The sequence below is a fragment of the Vibrio sp. 1CM24A genome, from assembly GCF_023161725.1.
Taxonomy (GTDB): Bacteria; Pseudomonadota; Gammaproteobacteria; order Enterobacterales; family Vibrionaceae; genus Vibrio; species Vibrio coralliirubri.
In genome coordinates, this window is sequence record NZ_JALNTS010000001.1 from 301,933 (window position 1) to 328,472 (window position 26,540).

24 protein-coding genes are annotated in these 26,540 nt (G+C 44.8%); 17 read left to right on the forward strand and 7 right to left on the reverse strand.

Features of this window, described 5'->3' with window-relative positions; genetic code table 11:
- Nucleotides 1–178: 178 nt before the first annotated feature.
- A complete protein-coding gene (locus MSG38_RS01335) occupies nucleotides 179–1,210 on the reverse strand; it encodes an AraC family transcriptional regulator (protein WP_248400794.1) in 1,032 nt (343 codons plus the stop codon).
- 368 nt (nucleotides 1,211–1,578) lie between these two features.
- Between MSG38_RS01335 and MSG38_RS01340 the strand changes: the two genes are divergently transcribed.
- The gene (locus MSG38_RS01340) at nucleotides 1,579–3,186 is read left to right on the forward strand and encodes a long-chain fatty acid--CoA ligase (RefSeq protein WP_248400795.1); all 1,608 of its coding nucleotides are present in this window, start codon (nucleotides 1,579–1,581) and stop codon (nucleotides 3,184–3,186) included.
- A complete protein-coding gene (locus MSG38_RS01345) occupies nucleotides 3,179–4,828 on the forward strand; it encodes a GMC family oxidoreductase N-terminal domain-containing protein (RefSeq protein ID WP_248400796.1) in 1,650 nt (549 codons plus the stop codon). Before MSG38_RS01340 ends, MSG38_RS01345 begins: the two co-directional genes overlap by 8 nt.
- Before the next feature lie 132 nt (nucleotides 4,829–4,960).
- Here the strand turns inward: MSG38_RS01345 and trxC are convergent, their stop codons facing one another.
- The gene (trxC, locus tag MSG38_RS01350) at nucleotides 4,961–5,395 is read right to left on the reverse strand and encodes a thioredoxin TrxC (RefSeq protein ID WP_248400797.1); all 435 of its coding nucleotides are present in this window, start codon (nucleotides 5,393–5,395) and stop codon (nucleotides 4,961–4,963) included.
- Between the two features lie 122 nt (nucleotides 5,396–5,517).
- Between trxC and MSG38_RS01355 the strand changes: the two genes are divergently transcribed.
- The 5 genes from MSG38_RS01355 to MSG38_RS01375 all read left to right on the forward strand — a co-directional run bounded on the left by MSG38_RS01355 (nucleotide 5,518) and on the right by MSG38_RS01375 (nucleotide 9,573).
- Complete coding sequence (locus MSG38_RS01355; RefSeq protein ID WP_248401076.1) at nucleotides 5,518–6,615, forward strand: ketoacyl-ACP synthase III; 1,098 nt, start codon at nucleotides 5,518–5,520, stop codon at nucleotides 6,613–6,615.
- Nucleotides 6,616–6,637: 22 nt separating this feature from the next.
- Nucleotides 6,638–7,102 carry a GNAT family N-acetyltransferase gene (locus MSG38_RS01360; protein ID WP_248401077.1) on the forward strand — a complete coding sequence of 155 codons (465 nt, stop codon included), beginning with the start codon at nucleotides 6,638–6,640 and terminating at the stop codon, nucleotides 7,100–7,102.
- A gap of 109 nt (nucleotides 7,103–7,211) precedes the next feature.
- The gene (locus MSG38_RS01365; protein WP_248400798.1) at nucleotides 7,212–8,444 is read left to right on the forward strand and encodes a glycosyltransferase; all 1,233 of its coding nucleotides are present in this window, start codon (nucleotides 7,212–7,214) and stop codon (nucleotides 8,442–8,444) included.
- A 212-nt stretch (nucleotides 8,445–8,656) separates the two neighbouring features.
- On the forward strand, nucleotides 8,657–9,142 hold the full coding sequence (locus tag MSG38_RS01370) for a YeeE/YedE family protein (RefSeq protein ID WP_248401078.1): 486 nt from the start codon (nucleotides 8,657–8,659) through the stop codon (nucleotides 9,140–9,142).
- Nucleotides 9,142–9,573 carry a YeeE/YedE family protein gene (locus MSG38_RS01375; protein ID WP_248400799.1) on the forward strand — a complete coding sequence of 144 codons (432 nt, stop codon included), beginning with the start codon at nucleotides 9,142–9,144 and terminating at the stop codon, nucleotides 9,571–9,573. Before MSG38_RS01370 ends, MSG38_RS01375 begins: the two co-directional genes overlap by 1 nt.
- 101 nt (nucleotides 9,574–9,674) lie before the next feature.
- On the opposite strand, the gene MSG38_RS01380 is transcribed toward MSG38_RS01375, so the two are convergent.
- Nucleotides 9,675–10,550, reverse strand: coding sequence for an endonuclease/exonuclease/phosphatase family protein (locus tag MSG38_RS01380; protein WP_248400800.1), 876 nt, complete (start codon nucleotides 10,548–10,550; stop codon nucleotides 9,675–9,677).
- Nucleotides 10,551–10,853: 303 nt separating this feature from the next.
- On the opposite strand from MSG38_RS01380, the gene nrdD reads away from it, so the two are divergent.
- Together nrdD and nrdG are read left to right on the forward strand one after the other, a co-directional pair.
- A complete protein-coding gene (gene nrdD, locus MSG38_RS01385; RefSeq protein WP_048613547.1) occupies nucleotides 10,854–12,974 on the forward strand; it encodes an anaerobic ribonucleoside-triphosphate reductase in 2,121 nt (706 codons plus the stop codon).
- A gap of 154 nt (nucleotides 12,975–13,128) precedes the next feature.
- Nucleotides 13,129–13,599, forward strand: coding sequence for an anaerobic ribonucleoside-triphosphate reductase-activating protein (gene nrdG, locus MSG38_RS01390; protein ID WP_017058260.1), 471 nt, complete (start codon nucleotides 13,129–13,131; stop codon nucleotides 13,597–13,599).
- Between the two features lie 153 nt (nucleotides 13,600–13,752).
- Here nrdG and MSG38_RS01395 read toward each other — a convergent pair whose 3' ends face one another.
- Complete coding sequence (locus MSG38_RS01395; protein WP_248400801.1) at nucleotides 13,753–15,180, reverse strand: MATE family efflux transporter; 1,428 nt, start codon at nucleotides 15,178–15,180, stop codon at nucleotides 13,753–13,755.
- 135 nt (nucleotides 15,181–15,315) lie between these two features.
- Between MSG38_RS01395 and MSG38_RS01400 the strand changes: the two genes are divergently transcribed.
- The 4 genes from MSG38_RS01400 to MSG38_RS01415 all read left to right on the forward strand — a co-directional run bounded on the left by MSG38_RS01400 (nucleotide 15,316) and on the right by MSG38_RS01415 (nucleotide 20,178).
- Complete coding sequence (locus MSG38_RS01400; RefSeq protein ID WP_248400802.1) at nucleotides 15,316–16,152, forward strand: AraC family transcriptional regulator; 837 nt, start codon at nucleotides 15,316–15,318, stop codon at nucleotides 16,150–16,152.
- A gap of 211 nt (nucleotides 16,153–16,363) precedes the next feature.
- Nucleotides 16,364–17,548, forward strand: a complete 1,185-nt coding sequence (locus MSG38_RS01405) for an amino acid aminotransferase (RefSeq protein WP_048612657.1) — start codon at nucleotides 16,364–16,366, stop codon at nucleotides 17,546–17,548.
- Nucleotides 17,549–17,559: 11 nt separating this feature from the next.
- Nucleotides 17,560–18,246 carry a RimK/LysX family protein gene (locus tag MSG38_RS01410; protein WP_050622371.1) on the forward strand — a complete coding sequence of 229 codons (687 nt, stop codon included), beginning with the start codon at nucleotides 17,560–17,562 and terminating at the stop codon, nucleotides 18,244–18,246.
- A 324-nt stretch (nucleotides 18,247–18,570) separates the two neighbouring features.
- On the forward strand, nucleotides 18,571–20,178 hold the full coding sequence (locus MSG38_RS01415) for an ABC-F family ATPase (protein ID WP_282450262.1): 1,608 nt from the start codon (nucleotides 18,571–18,573) through the stop codon (nucleotides 20,176–20,178).
- Nucleotides 20,179–20,346: 168 nt separating this feature from the next.
- Here the strand turns inward: MSG38_RS01415 and MSG38_RS01420 are convergent, their stop codons facing one another.
- Nucleotides 20,347–20,871, reverse strand: a complete 525-nt coding sequence (locus MSG38_RS01420) for a hypothetical protein (RefSeq protein WP_019822713.1) — start codon at nucleotides 20,869–20,871, stop codon at nucleotides 20,347–20,349.
- Nucleotides 20,872–20,969: 98 nt separating this feature from the next.
- On the reverse strand, nucleotides 20,970–21,347 hold the full coding sequence (locus MSG38_RS01425) for a NirD/YgiW/YdeI family stress tolerance protein (RefSeq protein WP_048608277.1): 378 nt from the start codon (nucleotides 21,345–21,347) through the stop codon (nucleotides 20,970–20,972).
- Nucleotides 21,348–21,625: 278 nt separating this feature from the next.
- On the opposite strand from MSG38_RS01425, the gene MSG38_RS01430 reads away from it, so the two are divergent.
- From MSG38_RS01430 to modC, 4 genes are read left to right on the forward strand one after another with little or no spacing between them, the layout of a single operon-like run.
- Nucleotides 21,626–23,092 carry a cobyric acid synthase gene (locus MSG38_RS01430; RefSeq protein WP_248400803.1) on the forward strand — a complete coding sequence of 489 codons (1,467 nt, stop codon included), beginning with the start codon at nucleotides 21,626–21,628 and terminating at the stop codon, nucleotides 23,090–23,092.
- Between the two features lie 56 nt (nucleotides 23,093–23,148).
- The gene (modA, locus tag MSG38_RS01435) at nucleotides 23,149–23,907 is read left to right on the forward strand and encodes a molybdate ABC transporter substrate-binding protein (protein ID WP_172378998.1); all 759 of its coding nucleotides are present in this window, start codon (nucleotides 23,149–23,151) and stop codon (nucleotides 23,905–23,907) included.
- The gene (gene modB / locus MSG38_RS01440; protein ID WP_172378999.1) at nucleotides 23,908–24,606 is read left to right on the forward strand and encodes a molybdate ABC transporter permease subunit; all 699 of its coding nucleotides are present in this window, start codon (nucleotides 23,908–23,910) and stop codon (nucleotides 24,604–24,606) included. It abuts the gene before it with no gap.
- On the forward strand, nucleotides 24,603–25,709 hold the full coding sequence (gene modC / locus MSG38_RS01445) for a molybdenum ABC transporter ATP-binding protein ModC (protein WP_248400804.1): 1,107 nt from the start codon (nucleotides 24,603–24,605) through the stop codon (nucleotides 25,707–25,709). Before modB ends, modC begins: the two co-directional genes overlap by 4 nt.
- Before the next feature lie 312 nt (nucleotides 25,710–26,021).
- On the opposite strand, the gene MSG38_RS01450 is transcribed toward modC, so the two are convergent.
- Nucleotides 26,022–26,459 (reverse strand): DUF3069 domain-containing protein, encoded by a 438-nt coding sequence (locus MSG38_RS01450; protein ID WP_017069091.1) that lies wholly within the window; start codon nucleotides 26,457–26,459, stop codon nucleotides 26,022–26,024.
- Nucleotides 26,460–26,540: the final 81 nt, after the last annotated feature.

Consider the following 26,540-nt stretch of genomic DNA (forward strand, 5'->3'; position numbering starts at 1 on the left):
GGTCGTTAAGATAAAAGAAATTTATCAACTAACGAAACTAAAATACCGATGCGAGATTTGGTCATTTCACGAGATTTTATGTGGTCAAAAAGCCGTTAACCCCTTGTTCATTGGCTATTTAATTAAGAGGGTGAAAACAAATTTATTTGTAGCGTTGAAATTAAATTTGAAGTGCAGTTTACGATAAGAGCGCTTCTTTTCGGTATTGGCGTGGCGAGTTACCACTCCACTTACGAAAGGCATGACGAAAGTTAGCGCTATCAGAAAAACCAACGCGTTCAGATATCTCTTCAATACTCATTCGAGTTGAAGAAAGGTAGTGCCGGGAAAGGTGAAAACGCACATGATCCAGTATCTTCTGATAACTCGTATCCGCGGCTTTTAGGTGGCGACGCAGAGTTCGAGAAGACATGCCCAGTTCTGAAGAAATGGATTCTATCGAAGGGTAACATCCCGGCCTTTCTATCAGCATCTGGGAGACTTTCTCTTTGAGGCTGGTGGGTGCGCTGACTTTTGCCAACATGTCATCACACGATTTTAAGCACATCTGTAAAGTGATGGTATTGGCGGTAGGAAGAGACGAATGCAAGGTGGTTGCGTCGAACTCCCATTCAAGACGGTCACTATTGAATTCAACCGGGCAGCGGAAAATCTCTGTGTATAGATCGCCGTATTCAGGTTTTGGATAGGGGAAGCGGATCACTTGAGAAGGAAAGGGTTGCTGTAAGACCTCTTCGCACAAACTGTGTATCGCGGCAAACCAGTATTCACAACAAAAGGGCAGTAAAGAATCGAGTTCGATAAGTTGCTCTGCGCGAAAGTAACCAATGTTGTCTTCTACAGACATGGTTTTCCTGAGGACAGGGCCAGCAAGTTGCAGATACTTGAACCCAATTAAAAAGGCATCGAGTAGTGTCTCGCTGCTAAACACCGCATAACCGAGCACGCCAAAATCGCTGAACCTGGCTTGTTGGCCGACTTTAAGCCCCAATCCGTCTTCGTTGGAATTCGCTAACGCATTACTGAACACAGCAAGCTTTTGCGCCAAAGTGATGTGTGTATCAGGTGTGTTGAGTTGGAGTGCATCGATGTTACTGCCTTCGAGCAACTCCTCGATACTGAGAACAGGCGACAAATAACGATGCAGCAACTGAAGATCCAGAATGCCGAATGCTTGCATATCGGGTTCGTAAACTGCGGTGTATTCCATAAGCTGCCTCTTGTTGAATATCGGTATCTTAACCGAACTTTTAACATTTATGCCTGTTGCTTGTTCTCACTTTCGCAAGCTTGTTCCAAATTTTGGTTTATGTGTGCAAGGTTTTATTGGGCTTGCGCAGGTCGTGTCCGAATATCACCGGTTTTTGTCTTTTTGAAACCTGTTCGAAATGTTATCAAGATGTTGTAATTTGTTGGGTTGCACATTGGAGCGTCTCAAACATTTTGCTCACTAACGACTCTTATATATGACACACCAATGTGCAGGCTCTGATAGCAACAAAGACAACACTTATTACAACGATTAAAACGTCTAAGGCGAATGTGACCGCTAGGTCTAGCCAAATAAGGAGATCATGGATGCACAATCTTGCTGTTAACTTGGAACGTAGCGCTTCGCTGTTTCCAACTAAAGCCGCTCTGCGTATGGGCACGGATGAAGTCAGCTTCGCTCAGTTGGAACAACTTGCTGGAAAGGTAGCGACGAATCTAGAGAGACTTGGCTTAAAAAAGGGCGATAAGGTCGCGCTGTCGTGTCCCAATGTGACTTATTTTCCCATTGCTTATCACGGCATTCTAAAAGCAGGCTGTGTCGTAGTGCCTTTAAACGTGTTGTTTAAGGCCAGAGAGATCGCTTATCACCTCAATGACTCTGACGCGAAAGCTTATTTATGCTTTGAGGGCAGTGAAGAGTTACCTATTGGGCGCTATGGATTACAAGGTTTTGCGCAGGCCGATAACTGCGAACATTTCGTGTCTATGCCAATACCAAACGGCGCAGCATCCACGCTCTCAGAAAACCACGAGCAGCAAGAAACGATTGCAGATTGGCTAGCACAACCTTTGGATGCGTATGAGTCTGTAGCGTGTCATGGCGATGATACCGCGGTAATTCTTTATACGTCAGGTACCACAGGCCAGCCGAAGGGCGCTGAGCTTTCCCACACCAATATGCAAACCAATGCGATGTCGTCACAGTATCTAATGAGATTGGAATACAGCGACACGACCATGGCTACGCTTCCTCTGTTCCACAGCTTTGGTCAAACAGTCATGATGAACGCGAGCGTGTTGACGGGGTCAACCATGGTCTTAATTCCTCGTTTTGAGCCGTCTCTAGTGATAGAACAGATCATTAGCCACAAAGTCAGTGTCTTTGCTGGCGTCCCTACTATGTATATCGCGCTATTAAAGGCGGGAGAAGAGTCTGCTGATACTTCAGAAAAAACAAGCAAACGCTCTGAGCAGGTCAAACACAGCTTAAGGCTTGGTGTGTCTGGTGGTGCTTCGATGCCGCTTGAGGTTATTCGTCAGTTTGAATCTCGCTTTGAGTTACCGGTATTGGAAGGATATGGGCTATCTGAAACGGCGCCAGTCGCGACTTTCAATCACATTGATGGTGATCGTCTCTCGGGCAGTGTTGGTCAGCCGTTGTGTGGTCACCTTATCAAGATTACTGATGTACAAGGCAACTCGGTGGCAATGGGAGAGCTGGGCGAAGTTTGTATCAAGAGCCCAAGCGTTATGAAAGGTTACTATCAACGACCAGAAGCCACGGCGGAAGCCATCAGAGATGGTTGGTTTTTAACGGGTGATATCGGACGCGTCGATGAGCACGGTAACTTGTTCATTGTTGATCGTGTTAAAGACATGATTATCCGTGGTGGTTACAACGTCTATCCAAGAGAAATCGAAGAAGTATTGATGTGTCATCCTGATGTGGAAATGGTGGCAGTGGTGGGTGAACATCATGATCAGCTAGGTGAGGAGATTCATGCTCATGTGGTGCTTCACGAACATACGCAATGTGATAGTGCCGCCTTGATAGCATGGTGTCGTGAGCAACTCGCCGACTACAAATATCCGCGTAAGGTATTCATTCGTAAAGCCTTACCCATGACAGCAACCGGAAAAATCTTGAAGCGAGAGTTACACCCACTAGAAATAGCGGAGATGGCAAATGGATAGTTATGATTTTATTGTTGTAGGCGGTGGTTCGGCTGGATGTGTGATGGCTTCTCGGTTGTCGGAAGATCCTAATGTGACGGTTTGCTTGTTAGAAGCGGGCGGTAAAGACACGAGCCCCTTTATTCATACTCCAGTGGGTGTTGTGGCGATGATGCCGACTAAGCTCAATAACTGGGCTTTCGAGACGGTTGAACAGCCAGGCTTAAATGGTCGTAAGGGCTACCAGCCGAGAGGTAAGACACTCGGTGGCTCAAGTTCTATCAATGCCATGATGTACGCCCGTGGACATCGTTATGACTACGATACATGGGAAAGCTTAGGCAGTGCTGGCTGGAACTATGAGTCATGTCTGCCTTACTTTAAAAAAGCAGAGAATAACGAAGTCCATCAAGATGAGTATCATGGCCAAGGTGGTCCTTTGAATGTGGCGAATCTTAGGTCGCCAAGCCCAATGTTGGAACGCTATTTAACGGCGTGTGAATCGATAGGTGTGCCTCGCAATGAGGACATTAACGGCGCTGCTCAGTTTGGGGCGATGCCGACGCAGGTAACACAACTGAATGGCGAACGGTGCAGTGCTGCCAAGGCTTACTTAACGCCAAACCTTTCGAGATCGAATCTCACGGTCGTGACTAAAGCCACCACACATAAGGTCTTGTTTGAAGGCAAGAAGGCGATTGGCGTTGAGTATGGTTCTAGCGGGCAGCGTTATCAGATCCGATGCAACAAAGAAGTGATTCTATCCGCTGGTGCGTTTGGTTCTCCCCAGTTGCTATTACTGTCTGGTGTCGGTGCTCAAACTGAACTAGAGACGCATGGCATCAAACAAGTTCATGAATTACCTGGAGTGGGCAAGAACCTTCAAGACCATATCGACTTAGTACATTCGTACAAATGCAGTGAAAAGCGTGAAACTTTTGGTATCTCGTTGCAAATGGCCTCTGAAATGACCAAAGCTTTACCGCTCTGGCACAAAGAACGCCGCGGTAAGATGAGCAGTAATTTTGCAGAGGGGATAGGCTTTCTCGGCTCCGAAGATCATATCGCTGTACCGGATTTAGAGTTTGTATTTGTGGTCGCTGTTGTAGATGACCATGCCAGAAAAATCCATACCAGTCATGGCTTTACTTCTCATGTCACCTTATTGCGACCGAAGAGCCACGGCACCGTAACGCTGAATAGTAATGATCCCTATGATCCGCCTAAGATCGATCCTGCGTTTTTCAGTCATCCTGAAGATATGGAGATCATGATTAAGGGCTGGAAGAAGCAGTATCAAATGTTAGAAAGTTCTGCGTTTGATGATATCCGTGGCAATGCTTTTTACCCTGTGGACGCCAGTGATGACAAGGCTATCGAGCAAGATATTCGCAATCGTGCAGACACTCAGTATCACCCGGTCGGTACCTGTAAAATGGGACCTAGTAGCGATTCATTAGCTGTGGTGGATAAAGATCTTAGGGTTTACGGATTGGATAATTTGAGAGTCATTGATGCTTCTGTGATGCCGACTTTGATTGGGGCAAACACCAATGCACCAACCATTATGATTGCTGAAAAAGTCGCAGATCAGATCAAACAGCAATACGGGGCTGGTAAGCAAGAATCTGACATTCAAGCGAAAGGCGAAGCTGTGGTTTAATTCAAGAAGTTAAGTGATAACCATAAATAAAACAGTAGGTTAGAGAGTCTTGGTTTGATAAGACTCTCTAACCTATTTTTGTGTGCTTACTTAGAATTAATTAATGCTAAATCAATAGCTTAAATAATAGAGTTATTTGGTTAGAGCTTGATTAAGCCACTGATCAAATTGACCTTTTGGCAGTGCACCGTTAATCGTATCGACACGTTTACCGTCTTTAAACACCATCACGGTCGGAATGCTTCTGATTTGATACATTGCTGCGAGCTGTTGCTGAGCTTCAGTATCAATCTTAACGAATCGAACATCTCCAGAGCGTTCTTTTGCAACGTCGCTGAACACGGGCGAGAAGCCCACACATGGGTTACACCATGTTGCCCAGAAATCGACAACTACAGGTTGTGAACTGTTCAAGATCGATTGAAAATTAAGTGACGTTCCCTCGATAGGAGCGCCATCGAGCAGCGCTGTTTTGCACTTACCACAAGTTGGGCTTTCTGAAATTCTTTCTGAAGGAACTCGGTTTACGCCATTACAAGAAGGGCAGCGTGTGTTGAATGTAGACATAACTTTCTCTTTTTATTGCAACTCCGTGGCTAACGCGATTTACGAATCACGCACAGAGCGCTTATACTGTTTAAAACAAGAATACGATACTTAAATAAAAACAAACAATAAACAGGTAAATGATGACAAAATTTTACGCCGAAATTACTGGCTGGGGAAAGTGTCTGCCACCAGCCGTGCTGTCCAATGATGATCTAAGCACTTTCATTGATACGTCTGACGAGTGGATTCGAACTCGAACTGGTATCGAAAACCGTCGTATCAGTCATGTAAATACCTCTGAGTTAGCGACTGTTGCTGCTCAACACGCAATGGCGTGTGCTGGTCTAACGGCTGAAGACATCGACCTCGTTATCATCGCAACGTGCAGCCCAGATTCTCTTATCCCAAATACTGCGTCTAAGGTTCAACAGAACTTAGGCATTAAAAGTGCAGCGGCTTTCGACCTTAACGCAGCGTGTACTGGCTTCATCTACGGTGTTGAAACAGCAACTCGACTGATTCAAGCGGGCAACTACCGCAATGCAATCGTTGTGGGTGCAGAACGTCTTTCATTCTTCATCGACTGGACCAAGCGCGATACTGCAGTTCTTTTCGGTGACGGCGCTGGCGCTGTGGTTCTATCACGTACTGAAGAGCAAGTGGGTTTACAAGAAGCTCAAATCGGTTGTGACGCAGAGGGCCGTGACATTCTAGCAGTACCAAAATTCGGTACGTCTATGGACCGCTTCGCTGCTGATAATGGTTACTGGGACTTTGATTTCGTAGGCAAAGAGATCTTCAAGCGTGCAGTGAAAGGCATGGGCGCTGCAGCACATACAGTATTGAGTCGCACAGGCATCTCAACTGAAAACATCGATGTTGTGATTCCACACCAAGCGAACATCCGAATTATTCAAACTCTGTGTGACATGGCGGGTATTGAGCGCGAGAAAGCATTTGTTAACATTCAAAACTACGGTAATACATCAGCAGCTACTGTGCCAATCGCACTGTGTGAATCGTTAGAGCAAGGCTTCGTGAAGCCTAACGACAACATTCTTGTTGCAGCATTTGGTGCTGGTTTAACTTGGGGTGCTGGTCATATTAAGTGGGGCAGCCGCGTTGAACCACTAGGTCAATCGGATGCTAAGCTTCCGGAAGCTGATAAATCGGCGTTAGAGCTTCTAGAAAGAGCCATTTTACACTGTAAAACGCGTCCAAATTCTGAGAACGAGTAGCAGCATGGTGCACGTTCGTTTAATGACAGAAGCCGACCTTGATGGGGCGGCTTTAGTTCACCAAGCTACTTTTGTACGACAGCAAGGCTCGAAATATTGGTTACAATGTAACTTAAACGCTTCACCACGCTTTCTTAACTTTGTTGCTGAAAGCGATGGCGAGATTGTCGGATACATTATTTGGGTTCAAAAGAGTGGGTTTAGGCCTGAAGCTGTTTTGGAGCTAGAGCAACTTGCTGTGTTACCGAGCGCGCAGGGGCAAGGATTGGGTAAAAAGCTGATTCTAGACTCTTTGCCGCAAGTGAAGCAGAAGCTAGCAGAGCAAGGCTCGACACTAAAACATGTGCTAGTGACGACCAGAGCGGATAACTTTGCACAAAAGCTCTATCAGTCGACATTAGGCGCTGAAGTCGAAACTACGATTTCAAACCTGTACTCTGCTGATGAAGTGCTTATGATAGCTCGCAATGTAGGTGAGCGAATCTGATCGCTGAGTGATTAGAACTCATTATAATCAGCGATATAAGTCGACCACGATCGATAAACGTTTTATTAGGGGCTAAGTTAGTCCCTTTTGTTATTTCTTAGGAAGTGTTTTGAAGAAAGTTTTAGCAATTGGCTACGTTTGGCCAGAACCGAATTCATCGGCGGCTGGCAGCCACATGATGTCTCTTTTACGTCTATTTAAGAGACAAGGTTGGTCAGTCGAATTTGCAACACCCGCTCAAGAAACCGAGCACATGATTGATCTCTCTGAAGAGGGCATCACGAGCCAATCTATACAGTTGAATTGCGATAGCTTTGACCAGTACATTGAAGAGCTGCAGCCCGATGTCGTGATGTTTGACCGTTTTATGATGGAAGAACAATTTGGCTGGCGTGTTGAGAAGGTATGTCCGAACGCGTTTAAGCTGTTGGATACCGAAGACTTGCAGTTCCTGCGTAATGCGCGCCACGAAGCCGTTAAGAAAGAAACTGAACTGACTAAAGCACACTTATACAGTGACTTAGCCAAACGTGAAATTGCCGCGATTCTGCGCTGTGATCTTTCGTTGATCATTTCAAGTTACGAGATGGAACTGCTTCAATCTGAGTTCAATATCGATCCCAAACTGCTTCATCATCTGCCTTTCATGGTTGATCTTAATACGCTGCCTGAAAGCACGAAAAGCTTTGAAGAACGTAAGCATTTCATGACGATAGGTAACTTTAGACACGCACCGAATTGGGATGCTGTGCTTCAGTTACAGAAGATTTGGCCGAAGATTCGCAAACAGCTGCCTGACACCGAACTTCATATTTATGGATCGTACCCGCCGCCAAAAGCGACCGCATTACACAACCCTAAAACCGGTTTCCATATCAAAGGTTGGGCGAAAGACGCTCAAGAAGTGATGGAGCAAGCTCGTGTGTGTGTTGCACCACTGCGATTTGGCGCGGGCATTAAAGGTAAATTGCTTGATGCGATGAAGCTACAAACTCCGAATGTGACGAGCGAAATTGGTAGTGAAGGCATGTTACCGCAAGGTGAGTTGCAATGGCCGGGCGCGGTTGCTGATGATATCGACGAGTTTGTTGAACAAGCTGTTGCTCTTTATAACGATGAAGAGAAGTGGCTCAAGGCTCAAAGTCAGTGTCATTCAATTCTTGAAACGCACTACGAACAGAATCAACTGGGCGATAAATTGGTCGAGCGATTGATTGCGCTAGATTCTGAGCTTGAGTCGCATCGACTGGATAACTTCTTTGGTTCGATGCTGAAGCACCACAGCATGGCAAGCACTAAGTACATGTCGCAGTGGATTGCTGAGAAGAACAAGATCAAATAGCTGCTCTTTTCCAAAGACAGAATAAATCGTAAGCCCTTAGGTTACTGCCTAGGGGCTTTTTTCATGGGGGAAGCTTTTCGATTTTTCACTTTAGACTTTCCAACCGAAACATAGTGGCATTACATTAGCATTGACTAATTTATATTTATTAGTAAACTCTAATTTAACTTGTGGTGAGTTAGATTAGAGTTTGTGTATAGGAGAGGTCAGTGATTAGTTTTATACCTTGGGATGCGTTTTTCGGCGGCATGCTGCTAGGCGCGTCGGCAATTATTCTGATGTTGGGCATCGGGCGAGTAGCAGGAATCAGCGGAATCGTTAGTCGCTTATTGCCGTCTAGAAAGAATAAAAGCTTAGAATCTAGATCTGAATCCAGCTCGGACACCCGTATTGAGAAAACCGAGAAAACCGAGAAATATTGGCGACTTGCCTTTGTTGTCGGAATGGTTGTGAGCGGTTGGTTGTTGATTCCGACTGGTTACCAACTTCCGCAATTAGAAGAGATCAACTTCGCAGTGGTTATCATAGCCGGACTATTGGTGGGCTTCGGCACTAAGGTCGCGAATGGCTGTACGAGTGGCCATGGCATTGTGGGAATGGCACGTTTGTCTAAGCGTTCAATTGTTGCGACTTGTGTGTTTATGGGTGTGGCAATGGTAACTGTGTTGGTTAAGAATCTGATTGGTTTGGGGGCGTAATGAAAAACTCTTCGTTTACTATCGTTATTGGCTTGCTCGCAGGTCTTCTTTTCGGCTCTGGTATGATCATTTCAGGCATGGTTGACCCGAACAAAGTACTTGGCTTTTTAGACATTACTGGTGACTGGGATGCCAGCTTGGCATTCGTGATGGGTGGCGCGTTATTGGTCTTCGCACCGTTTTATCACTTAGTCATAAAAAAGCGCGTTCAAGCCATCAATGGCGAGTCGTTAGACAGCCGTAACAACCCGATAATCGACAGAAAGCTGATTCTAGGTTCAACAGCGTTTGGATTAGGTTGGGGGCTTGCAGGATTTTGTCCAGGGCCTGTGGTGACGAGTCTCAGTGGCGGTAACCCAACCGTGTGGGTGTTTATGATAAGCATGCTGGCGGGAATGTGGTTAGCAGGTCGAACGAATAAAACTTGCTAGTGCTAAACTTATCGCTTATCGAATAGGCTTGATATGAGCATTTGAGAGGCTGACGCGCTTTAGTTACAAAGCTAGTCGGCCTCTTTTTACATCTCTATCTACTATTTGATGGTCGTTGATACTGGGCAGTGGTCGCTGAGTTTGTAATCAAGCACATCTTGCGTTTCAAATACCGCCTGTTTCGCAGGAGAAGCATTTAGCGACTTACTCACTACAATATGATCAATCACAGAGCGGAACTGGTGCGTGCGATGGTTATTGCGGTTAGATCGCACCTTACAATCTGCTCGAGTTTTTCTTGTTGCCAACTGAGCATCGGTATTTTGCGTCATATCTTTCCACATCCAATCTCTTGAGTAGGATAGGTTATGGTTGAAGTCGCCTAGTATCGCGTAATCCTGACCGTTTCTTTCTCTTTGCTGTATCCACTTATTAAGTTGTTGTGCTTGGTCTTTGAGCCTTGAACAATCGCGGTTCGACTTGTAAGCGCCGCTGCAACCCGCCTTTAAATGCACAGACAACATGTGAATAGGCTTGGTTTCCGTTTCTACAACCATGTAACTGGCAAACCTAAGCTTGCTGTTAGCACTCGACTCCAGTGGGAAGTCAGCGTAGTCGGTGAGTGTGATTCCTCTACGAACCGCGAACCCTGTGTATCGGTTCACTTCTTTGAACTGATGGTTACTGTTTTCTGGTAATGCTCGGTCAGACATCAATATCTTGTATTGATCGCCGGCGATGCGCTGAATGGCATTTACGTCATCGACTTCTTGAAAGGCGACCACATCCGCATCTAAGGATTGAAAATATTCTTCAAGTTTGTCGAAATCAGCTTGATCACGTTGGGCAGAAAACTTATTCACAGCCTCGTTAGTTGATAACCATTCGATATTCCAACTGGATATGGTCAAAGGTTCAGCAAATGTCTGGCTACTGAGTAAGCAACCTAACATTATCCAGTTTTGAAGTCGTTTCATCCCAAATATCCCTAATTTTGTCGTCCAATATAGTTGAGCCGTTATCCTACAACACTTACCAAAAATTCAACTCTTTTTAGCAGTTTTTTTATTGTTACATTGTTTCTTTTCGACTTGAGAACTAGCGTAATAATATTGAATTGATCTTAGTCAGCGTGAGAGTTTTATTGATCCAAATCAATACTCGAAGTTGGTGGTTCTCGTTAAATACGCCACAATATCTAGTGTTAGTTAAACGATAAATCGCTCTATATAGTGTGTTTGTGGATAAGTCTGTGAATACCTCAAGAGTAAGGAGAAGTGGTGAAATCAATCGTAATCAAGCGTGATGGCTCAAGAGCTCCATTCAGTAGAGATCGCATCCAAGCTGCAGTGGAAGCAGCATCAGACAAAGCCGATAAGGAAATTGCTATTTATGCACTGAATGTGGCATTAGCAGTTGAGTTGAAGCTCGAAGACTACGATGAAGTTCATATCTCTGAAATTCAAACCATGGTCGAGAACGAGCTAATGCAGGGGCCATACAAGTCTCTGGCTCGTGCCTACATTGAATATCGTCATGACCGCGACATCGCCCGTGAGAAGCAAAGCGCTTTAACTCGTGAGATCGAAGGTTTGATCGAAGAAAGCAATGTTGATCTGATCAATGAGAATGCCAACAAAGACGGTAAAGTTATCCCAACTCAGCGTGACTTGCTGGCGGGTATCGTGGCTAAACACTATGCAAAAACTCACATTTTGCCGCGTGACATCGTACAAGCTCACGAGTGTGGTGACATTCACTACCACGACCTAGACTACGCACCGTTCTTCCCAATGTTTAACTGTATGCTTATCGACTTGAAAGGCATGTTAACGCATGGCTTCAAGATGGGTAACGCGGAAATCGACACACCTAAGTCGATTTCTACAGCGACAGCGGTAACGGCGCAAATCATCGCGCAAGTGGCAAGCCACATTTACGGCGGTACAACGATTAACCGTATCGATGAGGTTCTAGAACCTTACGTGATGGCGAGCTACGAAAAGCATTTATCTCTAGCAAAAGAGTGGGACATTCATAGCCCAGAAGCTTTTGCTATCTCTCGCACTGAGAAAGAGTGTTACGACGCGTTCCAGTCTTTGGAGTACGAAGTAAACACGCTACACACGGCTAATGGTCAAACACCATTCGTTACGTTTGGTTTTGGTCTAGGCGAAAGCTGGGGTTCGAAACTTATCCAGCAATCTATCTTGAAAAACCGTATTGCAGGTTTGGGTAAGAACCGCAAAACAGCGGTATTCCCTAAACTGGTGTTTGCAATCAAAGATGGTTTGAACCACCAGAAGCAAGATCCAAACTACGACATCAAGCAATTAGCGCTTGAGTGTGCGTCTAAGCGTATGTACCCAGACATTCTTAACTACGACAAAGTAGTAGAAGTGACAGGGTCATTTAAAACGCCTATGGGTTGCCGCAGCTTCTTGAATACTTACGAAGAAAACGGTGAGTTAATTCATGAAGGCCGTAACAACTTAGGTGTTGTGAGCCTAAACTTGCCACGTATTGCGATTAACGCAAAACAAGATATGACTAAGTTCTATGAGCTGCTTGATGAAAAACTGAAGCTGGCTCGTCGTGCGTTAGAAACTCGTATTTCTCGTCTAGAAAACGTGAAAGCGCGTGTTGCTCCAATCCTATACATGGAAGGTGCGTGTGGCGTTCGCTTGAAAGCAGATGACTCTATTGCAGATATCTTCAAGAACGGTCGCGCGTCTGTTTCTCTTGGTTACATCGGTATCCACGAAGCGATGACGGCACTTTACGGCACAGACGTTCACTTGTACGACGATGGCGAAATGCGTGCTAAAGCGCTTGAGCTGGTGGAGTACATGAAGCGTGAAGTGGAATCTTGGACGAAAGAGACAGGTTACGCATTCAGCCTATACGGCACACCAAGTGAAAACCTATGTAGCCGTTTCTGCAGCATCGACACTAAAGAATTTGGTGTGATTGATGGTGTAACAGACCGTGGTTACTATACCAACAGCTTCCACCTAGATGTGCAGAAGAAGGTGAACCCATACGACAAGATCGATTTCGAGATGCCTTATCCAGAAATCTCTAGCGGTGGTTTCATCTGTTACGGCGAATTCCCGAACATGCAGAAGAACATCGAAGCGCTAGAAAACGTCTGGGATTACAGCTATACACGCGTTCCTTACTACGGTACGAATACACCGATTGATGAGTGTTACGAATGTGGTTACAACGGTGAGTTCGACTGTACAAGTAAGGGCTTTACGTGTCCTAAGTGTGGCAACCACGACTCAACTAAAGTATCGGTAACACGCCGTGTTTGTGGTTACCTTGGTAGCCCGGATGCACGACCATTTAACTTCGGTAAGCAAGAAGAAGTTAAACGCCGAGTGAAGCATCTTTAGTAAGCTCTAAGATTATTAGCTAGCTTATTTAGAAAAGCTACGTTTCAGAAATATGATTGGTATCGGCGCTATGTCGATACCAATTCATTTGTTTCAACTCTCGCTACTTTTCGAGTTAAACCATTAAGCCATCACGAGTTCTCAATACTGCCTTATGAATTATCACCAATATCACCCAATCGACGTTGTAAATGGCCCAGGAACACGCTGCACTTTGTTTGTGTCGGGTTGTGTACATCAGTGTCGCGGGTGTTATAACCAATCGACGCAAAGGTTGGATTCTGGGCATTTGTTCACTCAAGAGCTGCAAGACCACATTATCGCTGATCTCAATGATCCACGAATCAAGCGTCGTGGTTTGTCGCTTTCTGGTGGTGATCCTTTGCATCCTGCAAACGTGTCTGAAGTGCTTAAGCTTGTTCAGCGCGTAAAAGCAGAGTGTGAAGGTAAAGATATTTGGATGTGGACTGGCTACGAACTTGACGAGCTTGATGAAAAGCAGAAGCAAGTGCTCGAATACGTTGATACCTTGATTGATGGTCGTTTTGAACAAGATAAAGCAGATCCAATGTTGGATTGGCGTGGTAGTTCAAACCAAATCATTCATCGATTCACTGACTTATAGGTTTACTGACTGATAAGCTTGTTCTGATTTAGTACTCTCGCAAACAGAAACCGAAAAAAGGGCATCATCGTTAGCGCAATGCTACAAATCAGCCCTTGGGTGTGAGTTCTTTTGAATCGATCGCCTGTACGTCACTGTCAGTTTGGCGCTTGCTTAAATAGGAATGTGCTCAGGCTCGTCGATTAGGTTGTTTATCCATTTCTTAGATTGAATCCTCTGACTGGTCAGAACTATTTTGGCGAGCTCTTCCAGCAGTACAATCATCAAAACCCATTCTAGCGGCCAACCCAACACCAGCGCAGTAAAGTAGGCAAGGGGAATACCAATCGCCCATTGGCCAAACAGGTCGATGAAGATGCTGTAGTTGATGTCTCCACCACTTTTCAGCACGCCACCAATACCGACCATATTGAAGACTCTTAGTATCATGCCGAGTGCCATGACTAAGGTGACGTTAACGGCCGTGTCTTTGAGCTCTAAGTGAGTAAGGCTGATCATGTATACGATCGCGGGTTTAGCAAACCAGCACATCAAGGCTAGCAGAGCCGCAAGCCCACAGCTGACCAAGACATAACCCCAAGCAGTATTCTCAACACGTTGATAGTTCTTCGCGCCGATCTCGTTGCCTAAAATGATCGAAGCCGCGACTGCAAATCCCATGAACGCCGAGATCAAGATGCTCTCGACTGGCGATAACAGTGAGATTATCGCAAGCTCGCCAACACCCATCTGACCAACAATAACGTTATAAATCAGTATTCCACCCGCCCAAGCCGTATCATGAACCAGCATCGGAATAGCTACCTTGAAATACTTCTTTCTATACTTGGGCAGTATTGCATCGCGCCAATTAGCCAGTGTTGGGAACAAGTGAGCGTAGTGTCTCTTCGCCATCACAAGTAGGGCTATTGTTTGAAAGAATCGAGATATGGTGGTGCCAATTGCCGTGCCAACCACCCCCAGTTCTGGGAAGCCAAATAAACCGAATATAAGCAATGCATTGAGAATCGCATTAACGATGATCGCCCAAATACTGATTTTGGTTGGTAGCTTGGCTTCACCTACAGATCGAAGTGCACTTTCTAGCGGCACAACTATAGCGGTACCAATAAGGCTGGCTCCTGTTATCCAAAGGTAATCCGTTGCCAAGCGGACGTAATCAGGGTCTGAGGCCACCACAGACACGACTGATTCAGGAGCCAATGTATAAATCAACACAAAGGGGATGATGGCAAAGATCGACAATGCCCATGATTGCGCTAATGTGCGTCTAATTCCGTTGAAATCTCCCGCACCGAAATATTGCGAAGCTAGCACACTGACGGCACCGCTAATCCCGGATACCATGATCAAGTTGAAGAAAAATATACGGTTACCCACGCCAACAGCTGCGGTTGCAGAGTCACCCAGTTGGTTAACCATAAAAATATCGACCACGCCAAGCAATGAAAACAACATGGTTTGCAGCGATACAGGCAAACCGATGTGTAGAAGTTTTTGCCAAAAATCTTTGTCTAGATCACGATATGTCGAGCGCATCGCATTTCCCCTGTGGTTAATATGCGAGAAGTTTATCGGCATTTGTTTTGGCTGTATTGTTCAGGTTCATCACAAACTTTTGCCAAACTACCTATTTTCAAAATCATCTATTTCAAAACTATCGAATGACTAAAGTGGCGATTTAATTGCGGGCAAACCTAATGAGCGACCAGTGAAATGAGTGAGAAACACGAACGGTACGAGATCTCAGATAAGACACATCAGGAGTTTGTCGATCAAAGCCATGTATTGGCATTCGAAGAATTGGGTATCGTTCAGTGTGGGACGGCGTCGTGCCGAGATTTCTTTTCGGTACATCGGAAGAATCCCCAGAAACACATGCTGCTGTACACGGTTAGGGGCAAAGGGTGGTTAGAAAGCGGGGCGTGTCGCTATCTTCTAGAGCCAGGGTCGTGTATTACCGTGCCAGCGGGCACAGAGAATGGCTTTGGGATTGAAGAAGAGACATGGCAAATCGCATGGATCTTTCTCTCGCCAGATAAGCAATGGGATAAAGTGGTGAGTGATGAAGTGAGCTACACGCTTTCGCCAGCAGCAGAGGTGGTGTCGTCGTGCGTTCATACTCTATTGAGGAGCATTGCCTTACCCATTGATTTGGGAGGAGCGATCGCCAATCACAGTGTGGCTCAAATAGAGTTCATGATTAATGCGCCAGTCCCGCAGCAACAATCCCGCAATTTGATTCGTTTAAGACGCGTGTTCGACAACGTACAAAAACAACTCCATAAAGAGTGGAACGTTCATGAGCTTGCGAGCTTGTTCCCGTGCTCAGAGCCGCATTTCCATCGTTTGTGCCAGCGCTATTATTCACACAGCCCAATGACTCATATCATGCGTATGAGAATGGAATACGCAGCTCGTTTGTTGAAATCGAGTGATTGGTCGATTCAACATATTGGCGAGATCGTGGGTTACCCGAATGCAGCTAACTTTAGTACTCGATTTAAGGCTTGGTCGGGGATGACACCAAGGCAATTCAAACAAGGCATTTAGCTGAGAATCAACAAGGTACTTCTTAAACAAGCTACTGATCTTTTGATAAAGCACTAAAAGTGTTCGAAATTTGCGCTGTTTCATGACGTAAAATGACCAATCTCTGATTACTTATTCTAACTAAGCGCTTCTATTAAAAAATGTTTCTGATTTGTCTACGATAATGTTAACGTGAAACTCATTACTTGAATTTCAAAGGGTTGTGACTTTCATGTTTTCACATCTACCAAAACCAACTTTAGATCCAATTCTATCTCTTTCTGTTGCTTACCGCGGCGATACTCGTACTGATAAAGTCGACTTAGGCATTGGCGTTTACAAAAACGATCAAGGCGAAACTCCGATCATGAAAGCCGTTTCTATGGCTCAAGATATCGTTGTTGAAACGCAGAAAACCAAAGCTTACGTTGGCCTAGCAGGCTGTGAAGAGTTCAACCAGAGCATGGTTGATCTGCTGCTTAAAGGGACTTCTGCAATGGATCGCGTTGCTGCGATTCAAACACCAGGTGCAAGTGGTGCACTTCGTATGTTGGGTGACTTAATGAAAGTTTCTCAACCAGACACCACGGTTTGGATTTCAAACCCAAGCTACGTTAACCATAAACCGGTGATGGAAGCGGCAGGCTTAAAAGTTCGATACTACAATTACTTCAGTCCTGAAACGAAGCAAGTTGATACTGCAAGAATGTTGGATGATCTTTCAAAAGCGGGTCCATCAGACGTGGTACTGCTGCACGGTTGCTGTCATAACCCAACAGGTGCGGATATCAACTTTGAAGCGTGGCAGGAAATCACCAAATTATCTCAGAAGAATGGTTTCTTGCCGTTCGTTGATATTGCCTACCAAGGCTTTGGTGATGGCCTAGAAGAAGACGCAAAAGGTCTTCAACACATGGCTAACAACGTCGAAGAGATGTTGATTACGACATCTTGCTCGAAGAACTTCGGTTTATACCGTGAAAGAACGGGCGCTGCTATCGTGATTGGCAAGAACAGCGAACACGTTGGCAATGCTAAAGGTAAGCTTCTTACGCTTGCTCGTTCAACTTATACAATGCCGCCAGATCATGGTGCAGCTTTGGTTAAAACAATTCTTCAGAATCAAGAGCTAACATCGATTTGGAAGCAAGAATTGAGTGAAATGCAGCAACGTTTGTTAAATCTGCGCCAAAGTTTGTGTGATGAATTGCGAAATACTTATAACACGTCACAATTTGACTTCATTGAAAGCCATAAAGGCATGTTTAGTGTACTAGGCTTTAAAGAAACTCAAATGAATCAATTACGTGAAGAATATGGAGTCTATGGTGTTGGTGACGGACGCATCAATATCGCAGGCCTTTCCGAATCTCATATTCCTTATGTAGCTAAAGCGATAGCCAACGTTTCAAAATAGAAGGTGACTGAATGTATAACTGGAAAGCGATTGTAGTTTTAATGCTAAGTGGTGGCCTGTTTGCTTGTTCGACGACGACTCAAGTTCCTGTCGAGCCAGAGCAAAAGCCTCAAGTAGAACAACCTGTTGTGGATGACTCTTCAAAGACTGACGCAACTGAAGGCGAGAAAGTAACGGAACCTACGGAAAAGCCTGAAGAAGTAAAACCGACTGAGCCAGAAGCGAAACCAAAGCCTGAAGAAAAGCCAGCTCCAAAGCCGACTAAAACAAGCGATGGCAAACTGATTCTTGGTGAAGAAGAGTGGGTGTTTGTTCCTGGTTTGAAAGAAGCGTTTAAAGCACGTGTAGATACAGGTGCAACAACATCTTCAATCAGCGCGGTTGATATTGTTGATTTTGAACGTGACGGAAAAGACTGGGTTAAGTTCAAAATCGAACATGACGGCATCACAACGGAAGAGATCAGCTTACCGGTAGAGCGTTGGGTTAAGATCAAGCAGTCGAGCGCGGAAGGTACACAACGACGTGCTGTGGTTGTCGCTTCAATTCAAATCGGTGATCTGAAAGACAAAACTGAGTTTACTCTAGCGGACCGAACGCATCTTTCTTTCCCACTACTGTTGGGTAGAAGCTTCTTTAGAGATGTTGCGGTAGTAGATGTAAGCCAAAAATACGTTCAAAAGAAAATTACTAAATAACATTTCTGCTCGTCATCAAAGCTTTTCGTTTTGAAGAGCTATAGTTTCAAAAGTGACGAGATTGAAAGACTTTTAGTGTTGATAAATGAAATCCCTACCAGTTCTGCTGGTGGGGATTTTTCTATTTACACCCCAATAACGTATGAAAAGCATCTAAATGGTCTATGTTTACTATTCGTTTACTGTTTAGCCTCGACAACGTGATCGAGATCTCTATATAATCCGCGCTTCGATTTTTGTTTAATCCATACTTTCGTACTTCTTATTTAGGTTCTTGAAATAGCCTAATAATTATCTGTCAGTACACGCTTAGGAATTAGTTCTTTGATATCTACCGCGAACATCACAATGCAATTTGGCGCAGAGCCGCTGTTTGAAAACATCTCTGCTAAATTTGGTAACGGCAACCGTTATGGTTTGATCGGCGCCAATGGTTGCGGCAAATCAACGTTCATGAAAATCCTAAGTGGCGCATTAACGCCAAGCTCGGGCAACGTTTCTATCACTCCAGGAGAAAAACTGGGTGTGCTAAGCCAAGATCAGTTCGCTTTCGAACAGTACAGCGTTATCGACGTTGTGATCATGGGCGACAGAAAACTTTGGGAAGTAAAACAAGAACGTGATCGCATTTACTCTCTGCCTGAAATGAGCGAAGACGACGGCATGAAAGTTGCGGAACTTGAAAGCGAATTCGCGGAAATGGATGGCTACACTGCAGAAAGCCGTGCTGGCGATATCCTAATTCAAGCGGGTATTGAAGAAGAGTTCCATTTCGGCTTGATGCAGCAAGTCGCTCCAGGTTGGAAATTGCGAGTGCTATTGGCACAAGCGTTGTTTGCAAACCCAGACATCCTGCTTCTTGATGAACCAACCAACAACTTGGACATTCACACGATCAACTGGCTTGCTGAAGAGCTAAACCAGCGTAAATGTACAATGATCATCATTTCGCACGATAGACACTTCCTGAACTCTGTGTGTACGCACATGGCAGATATCGACTACGGTGAGCTGCGTGTTTACCCTGGTAACTACGAGTACTTCCTAGAAGCATCTGGTTTGATTCGTGAGCAACTTCTAGCAAGCAATGCTAAGAAAGCGGCTGAAATCAGCGAGCTTCAAGATTTCGTAAACCGTTTTGGTGCTAACGCATCTAAAGCAAAACAAGCAAGCTCTCGCGCTAAGAAAATGGATAAGATCACGCTTGATGAAGTGAAATCATCGAGCCGTATGAGCCCATCTATTGATTTTGGTGAAGGTAAGAAACTGCACCGTCAAGCGCTTGAACTTCAAGATCTTGGTCACGGCTTCGATGGCGAAACATTGTTTGCTGGTGGTAACTTGCTACTTGAAGCAGGTACTCGTCTTGCGGTTATCGGTGAGAACGGTGTAGGTAAAACCACGCTGCTACGTTGCCTAGTTCAAGAGCTAGAGCAAAACCAAGGCATCGTAAAATGGTCTGAAAATGCTTCTGTAGGTTACTGCCCACAAGACAGCACTAAGGATTTTGATAACGACCTGAGCATCTTCGATTGGATCTCACAATGGCGCACAGTGAAGCACGATGACCTTATGGTACGTGGCATTCTAGGTCGTCTATTGTTTACTGCTGACGATGCGAACAAAAAAGCGCGCAACTGTTCTGGTGGTGAGAAGAACCGTCTGTTGTTCGGCAAGCTAATGATGCAAGACATCAACGTGCTGGTAATGGACGAACCAACCAACCACATGGACATGGAAGCAATCCAAGCCCTGAACGATGCGTTGAAGGTTTACACGGGCACGCTAATCTTCGTCAGCCATGACCGTGAGTTCGTTTCTTCACTGGCAACACACATCATCGATGTAAAAGACCAACAGTTAGTGAGCTTCCAAGGTACTTATGAAGAGTACTTAGATCACCAGAAAAAGATGCTGATGGTTAATTTATAAAGCAAGTTGCTGGCTCAGGTCGTGAATGACTAAAAGCCAGCGAAACTAACAAACAAAAAAGCCCCGAACATTAATATGTTCGGGGCTTTTCTATGTAATATGTTTAGCTATCTATTACTCAGTAACTAAACCTAAGCTTATCAATAAAACCTAGGTACGAAATCTAGATTAGAATCCGAATCGAGCCGACATTAAGATTTGGTGGCCGTATGTGCCGTTATTGCGCATATCAAGACCAACAGAAAGTTGATCAGTTGAATGGAAACGAGCACCGATACCAACAATAGAACGAGTGTCATCGTTGTCGATCAGTTGACCAAGGCGTGCGTTAACTTCAACGTTTGCCATTAACCAAGCTCTCAAGCCAATGTTAATTTCTGTTTTGATGTGGTTGTCGTCATTACGTTCAATGTTGTGCAGTAACATTTGGCCAGTAACGTCAGCAAATTGACTGATTGGGCCGTTGAATCCCATACCTACTGCTGCATCCCAATCACTTTCAAATTCTGAATCGATACGAGCAACAAAGTGAGAGTTCTGAGTGAACATTGTTGTGACTTCACCACCGAAAGTACTTGGGCTAGTACCCATGCGCAGCTCGAATGTGTTGTAGTTAAAGTTGTTTGCAGACGCAGAGAATGAACACAGTGCAGCGAGTCCTAAAAGGACAGTCTTATTCGTGCAACCTAGCATGGTGACTCCATATAAATTGTATTTTTCGGCAGTATAATACAAAAAAGCCTGCAATATGCAGGCCAATTATTTGAAGTCAGTATTTTTATATTAATCGCTTATAGAACCTGGATGTGGTCCACTTCGATTTCCGGTGTCTTGCCGCCTTCATATTCGCCGAAGATACGAACTTTTGTATCAGCGGTCAGTGGTTGTGCTAGGCGGATATCATCATCCAGTTCGATTTGAATTTCACTCTGGCCATCAGAGAAGACAAAAGTGTCATTCTTTAGTTGACGAACAATCTTGCCATCCACAATTGCTTCTTGCTCTGCGAACATGCTTGTGTCGGCAAGTAGTGTCGCAACAGAAACGGTTTCAATCGGCCCAGTGTAAGCAATAGCGCTTTCGTGCTTGTTGCTGTTGTGATCACTAGCCATTGCGAAAGTAGGAGCAAGGATAATAGTAGATGCGATAGCTAATACAGTCTTTTTCATGGTGAATCCCTTAATGTTGTTTTTAGTAGAAACGTTTTTCTGAATTTGAAACGTTTCTTTTCGTTAGTACGTTTTTTGTTGAGTCGCCTGTTATCGTTCACAAGCTTCGTTTCGATGGAGCTATTAAACAACACTGGGGTTGAATCCAGAGTGAGTAACACATTCATTTTCCATTCATTTTATTGAGCATCTACTCGGCAATGACGTTAAGATGGTCGCAGAGAAATATTGCCCATAGCTATAAATTGAAAATTAAGAAATTAAGGATTTAAGTACGAATGCGAGCACCATTAAGTGCCCTTATGGTTCAAGGGACAACGTCAGATGCCGGGAAAAGTGTTTTGGTGGCAGGTTTATGCCGTGTTTTGGCAAGGAAAGGAATCAAAGTGGCACCTTTTAAGCCACAGAATATGGCGTTAAACAGTGCTGTGACAAAAGATGGTGGCGAAATTGGTCGTGCTCAAGCAGTTCAGGCGCAAGCTTGTAATATTGAGCCAACCGTTCACATGAACCCTGTATTGCTAAAGCCTAATTCAGATACCGGCGCGCAAGTGATTCTACAAGGCCGAGCGCTGAGTAACATGGAAGCGACGGGCTATCATGATTACAAGAAAGTCGCGATGGATACGGTTATCGATTCGTTTGACCGACTTTCTGAAGAATATGAAAGCGTGATGATTGAAGGTGCGGGTAGCCCAGCCGAAATCAACCTTCGCGAAAATGATATCGCTAACATGGGATTTGCTGAGAAAGCGGACATCCCAGTGATCATCGTTGCCGATATTGACCGTGGTGGCGTTTTTGCGCACCTCTACGGCACATTGGCTCTATTGTCTGATTCTGAACAAGCTCGTGTAAAAGGCTTTGTGATAAATCGTTTTAGAGGCGATATCGCACTTCTTCAATCTGGCCTAGATTGGCTAGAGGAAAAAACCGGTAAGCCAGTCATTGGTGTTTTGCCATATCTGCATGGTTTTAACTTAGAAGCGGAGGATGCCATTACCTCTGCTCAAGAGTCTGACGGAGAAGCTAAGCTTAAGGTGGTGGTGCCAGTGCTAACCCGAATCAGCAACCATACAGATTTTGATGCGTTAAGGTTGAATCCTTCAATTGATTTACGTTATGTCGGTAAAGGTGAACGTGTAAACAACGCTGATTTAATTATCTTGCCGGGTACAAAGTCGGTAAGAGCAGATTTGGATTACCTAAAACAACAAGGCTGGGATAAAGATATTCAACGCCACCTGCGCTTAGGCGGCAAAGTGATGGGTATCTGCGGCGGCTATCAAATGTTAGGTAACATTATTCACGATCCTGATGGCGTTGAAGGGGAACCCGGCAGCAGCGAAGGGTTAGGGTATCTGGATACTGAAACGACCCTTACACAGCAGAAAACCTTAACTAACGTACGCGGCACCATGACGCTGGATGGCAAAACAGCAGAGGTAAAAGGGTATGAAATCCACGTAGGTAAGACTGATGTCAAAGAAACAGCCTTACCGGTTCAGTTAGAATCTGGCAGCCTAGATGGCGCTGTGAATCAAGATAACTCGATTTTTGGTACTTACCTGCATGGCGTATTCGATAACAGTGATGCGTTATCGCTTATTTGCGAATGGGCAGGAGCCAACGATGTGACCGCGATTGACCACGAACAGCTTAAAGAGCTGGGTATTAATCGAATCGCTGATGCCATCGAAGAGTACTTAAATCTTGACCTGCTTTGGCCTGAATTAACTGCTTAAGCCGCCATTTAGAAGTTAGCTAAAGAAACTAAACGAACAATAGATAAGTGATAACAATGAAAAAGCGAGTCTTCCTTTTAACCATGGCCTTAACTTCGGCACTGACTTCTACTCATCTTTTTGCTGCCGAAAAGCTACGAGTTTACGCTGCATCGTCGATGACCAATGCGGTTAATTTGCTGGTTGAAGAATTTGAGAAAGACCATTCTGTCGATGTGATTCCTGTGTATGCGAGTACGTCGTCTTTGGTGCGACAAATCGAAAGAGGAGCACCAGCAGACATTTTTATCTCGGCAAATGAAAAATGGATGACGCATTTAGTCGATCGCAAATTGGTTTCTAGTGACAATGTCACAAATCTATGTGAAAACGAATTGGTACTGATTTCACCGAACGAGACATCGGTAACATTAGACCTATCAAAAGGTAAACAATGGGCTGAACTGCTTACTAATGAGAGGCTTGCAGTGGGTAACACCATGTCGGTTCCTGCTGGTATCTATGCGAAAGAAGCGTTAGAAACGTTGGGTGTATGGGATGATGTGAAGACTCGATTAGCTCCAAGTAACAATGTTCGTATGGCCTTAGCCTTAGTCGAGCGCAGTGAAGCTAAGCTTGGCATTGTCTACAAAACGGATGCGTTGCTTTCTAAAGAAGTAAACCTAGTGTCGACCTTCCCATCAGAACTGCACACACCAATACGTTACCCTGTAGCTAAGTTGAGTGATAAAGTTGTGGCAGAAGAGTTCTATACTTTCCTAAAGAGCGAAAAAGCGAAAGACACCTTGAACAGTTTTGGATTTGAAGTGCGTTAGATGATGTATTTATCGGAATACGAATACCAAGCCTTAATGCTGAGCTTAAAAGTCGCTGGGTTTGCCATATTATGGCTTATTCCTATCGGCATTGGTTTAGCATGGCTGCTTGCTAAGAAACAATTTGTAGGCAAAAGCATTGTAGAGAGCATTGTCCATTTACCCTTGGTACTTCCACCTGTGGTCATCGGCTATTTACTGCTAGTGATGATGGGCAGGCAAGGCATTATAGGCTCGTGGCTCAATGACGTGTTTGGTATTGTATTTAGCTTTAGCTGGAAGGGCGCGGCACTCGCTTGTGTGGTTGTGGCGCTGCCGCTGATGGTTCGCTCTATCCGACTGAGCCTAGAGACCGTAGACAGTAAGCTTGAAGAGGCGGCTGCAACATTAGGCGCTTCACCTGTTCGTGTGTTTTTCACGATCACTTTACCCTTGATGATCCCAGGGATCATCACCGGCACCATGCTTTCATTCGCAAGAAGCTTAGGGGAGTTTGGCGCGACCATCAGCTTCGTTTCAAATATTCCCGGTGAAACTCAAACCATTCCTTTGGCTATGTATACCTTTATTGAAACCCCTGGTGCGGAAATGGAAGCTGCGCGTTTGTGTGTCATTTCTATTGTGATAGCTCTGGGATCATTGATGCTTTCTGAGTGGCTCAACAAAAAGTCAGCACAACGTTTGGGAGGCAATGCATGAGTGCTTTGATCCTCCAATATCAACAACAACTCGGTGAAACCTTCTTTGATATCGACTTGGAATTACCAAGTAGTGGCATTACGGCAATTTTTGGTCGTTCTGGCGCGGGTAAAACCTCACTTATCAATGCGATCAGTGGCCTTAAACAGCCCGATAAAGGTTTGATCAGCGTATCTGGCACGACACTGTTCGATAGTCAAAATGGCATTAATTTGCCGACTCACAAACGCAACGTCGGTTACGTGTTCCAAGAGTCGCGATTGTTTCCACACATGAAGGTGGCAGCGAACCTTAAATACGGCATGAAAAGCGTCGATAAAGCACACTTTGAGCAAATAGTCTCGCTGCTGTCTTTGGGTTCATTGCTTGACCGATACCCAGCTCGTTTGTCTGGCGGTGAGAAGCAACGTGTGGCGATTGGCCGCGCGTTGTTATCCAAGCCGAGCATTTTGTTGATGGATGAGCCTTTAGCGTCTCTCGACTTGCCTCGTAAGCGCGAAGTGATGCCATTTCTGGAAAACTTATCCGAAACCGTCCAAATCCCGATCATTTATGTCACTCATAGCCTCAATGAAATTTTACGCTTGGCAAATCACCTTGTGATTATTGACCAAGGCAAAGTTATTTCGTCGGGCGTGACGGAAGAGGTGTGGGCATCGAGAGCTATGCAACCTTGGCAATCTTTTTCAGAGCAAAGCTCGTTGTTTGAAGCGAAATTAGCTGAACACAATGACGATTATGCGCTGTCTCGCCTGATGTTAGGAAAGTCGACGTCGTTATGGGTTCAGAAAGTATCGAGTGAGCTTGGTACTACAGTGAGGCTACAAGTTAGGGCAAATGACGTCTCTATCACGCTAGAACAGCCGAAAGGAACTTCGATACGTAACATCCTTCCTGCCACCATTAAAAGCGTAGAGACGCACCAACAGGGCACAAATAAGCAGAGTGTCGCTGTCGAGCTAGAGTTAGAGTCTGGGTGCTACCTATGGGCAACCATTACTTTGTGGGCGCTGGATGAGTTGAATCTAGAAATCGGGCAGCGTGTTTACGCGCAAATTAAAGGTGTGAGTGTCGCTCAAAGAGATATCGCGGTAACGCATTAAATCTGAGAAGGTCAGCTTTTCGATATTGTCGCGATACTGCCGATTCTAGGTTCTGAAAATACGATCTTGATTCCATGAATGGAGACATGCGTCATTTTTATACGGTATAACTGCCAGTTTTGCTCCACACTGTATGACTGTTAAGGCATATTATTTGTCGAATAATATGAACGTTCGTAACAAGAACATACAGGCGTAACGATCGAACTACAGAAAATAGCGGATATAAAAAAGCCGCGTGTTTAAAGCAACATGCGGCTTAATCTTAAGTATTACTGTTAGCGCTTAGCCTAGTTTTAGGCAACGAGCGACTTACTTAGTAAAAACTTCTTTGAAATCACGCTTCAAGATTGCATCACGACGAGCTTTCTTGATTTGTTTAACCATGTCTTTAACACAGTTGTGTAGAACTTGGTCTAGCAGTTGAGCACGGTACTCTTCTTTTTCTTCGTCAGTCATGTCTTCTGGAAGTTTAAGAGTAGGGAACTCTTCCATCACGTTAACACCAGCGAAAGCTTGGCTAACTGAGATTAGAGCGTGGAACTGCTCGAAGTTGTCTAAAACATTTTGTGCGCTTGCTGGAAGGCTGTCCCAAGCTTCGCGTACTGCTTCTTCAGACACTTCGTGAATAGAAGTAACCATAAAGTGCATCTCTTTTGGCACGCCATCAAATTCGATAACTTGACGAAGTTCTGGTGAGATGGTGGTTAAATCGATTTCTTGTTGTTCGTTGTTTGTAGCGTCTGACATAGTATTTCTCTTTAAAAAGAAACAATGCTAAAAAGATCTGTAAAAAAGTCAATATAATATAGAGATTAGGGCATGATTTAA

Excerpts from the sequence above, each read along its gene's own strand:
- modA (WP_172378998.1), top strand. The coding sequence starts at position 23,149 with ATGAAAAAGCGAGTCTTCCTTTTAACCATGGCCTTAACTTCGGCACTG.
- MSG38_RS01395 (WP_248400801.1), bottom strand. The coding sequence starts at position 15,180 with ATGCCGATAAACTTCTCGCATATTAACCACAGGGGAAATGCGATGCGC.
- MSG38_RS01355 (WP_248401076.1), top strand. The coding sequence starts at position 5,518 with ATGACAAAATTTTACGCCGAAATTACTGGCTGGGGAAAGTGTCTGCCA.
- modC (WP_248400804.1), top strand. The coding sequence starts at position 24,603 with ATGAGTGCTTTGATCCTCCAATATCAACAACAACTCGGTGAAACCTTC.
- MSG38_RS01375 (WP_248400799.1), top strand. The coding sequence starts at position 9,142 with ATGAAAAACTCTTCGTTTACTATCGTTATTGGCTTGCTCGCAGGTCTT.
- nrdG (WP_017058260.1), top strand. The coding sequence starts at position 13,129 with ATGAATTATCACCAATATCACCCAATCGACGTTGTAAATGGCCCAGGA.
- MSG38_RS01400 (WP_248400802.1), top strand. The coding sequence starts at position 15,316 with ATGAGTGAGAAACACGAACGGTACGAGATCTCAGATAAGACACATCAG.
- MSG38_RS01405 (WP_048612657.1), top strand. The coding sequence starts at position 16,364 with ATGTTTTCACATCTACCAAAACCAACTTTAGATCCAATTCTATCTCTT.
- trxC (WP_248400797.1), bottom strand. The coding sequence starts at position 5,395 with ATGTCTACATTCAACACACGCTGCCCTTCTTGTAATGGCGTAAACCGA.
- MSG38_RS01380 (WP_248400800.1), bottom strand. The coding sequence starts at position 10,550 with ATGAAACGACTTCAAAACTGGATAATGTTAGGTTGCTTACTCAGTAGC.
- MSG38_RS01335 (WP_248400794.1), bottom strand. The coding sequence starts at position 1,210 with ATGGAATACACCGCAGTTTACGAACCCGATATGCAAGCATTCGGCATT.
- MSG38_RS01425 (WP_048608277.1), bottom strand. The coding sequence starts at position 21,347 with ATGAAAAAGACTGTATTAGCTATCGCATCTACTATTATCCTTGCTCCT.
- MSG38_RS01340 (WP_248400795.1), top strand. The coding sequence starts at position 1,579 with ATGCACAATCTTGCTGTTAACTTGGAACGTAGCGCTTCGCTGTTTCCA.
- MSG38_RS01410 (WP_050622371.1), top strand. The coding sequence starts at position 17,560 with ATGTATAACTGGAAAGCGATTGTAGTTTTAATGCTAAGTGGTGGCCTG.
- MSG38_RS01450 (WP_017069091.1), bottom strand. The coding sequence starts at position 26,459 with ATGTCAGACGCTACAAACAACGAACAACAAGAAATCGATTTAACCACC.
- modB (WP_172378999.1), top strand. The coding sequence starts at position 23,908 with ATGATGTATTTATCGGAATACGAATACCAAGCCTTAATGCTGAGCTTA.
- MSG38_RS01420 (WP_019822713.1), bottom strand. The coding sequence starts at position 20,871 with ATGCTAGGTTGCACGAATAAGACTGTCCTTTTAGGACTCGCTGCACTG.
- MSG38_RS01345 (WP_248400796.1), top strand. The coding sequence starts at position 3,179 with ATGGATAGTTATGATTTTATTGTTGTAGGCGGTGGTTCGGCTGGATGT.
- MSG38_RS01430 (WP_248400803.1), top strand. The coding sequence starts at position 21,626 with ATGCGAGCACCATTAAGTGCCCTTATGGTTCAAGGGACAACGTCAGAT.
- MSG38_RS01360 (WP_248401077.1), top strand. The coding sequence starts at position 6,638 with ATGACAGAAGCCGACCTTGATGGGGCGGCTTTAGTTCACCAAGCTACT.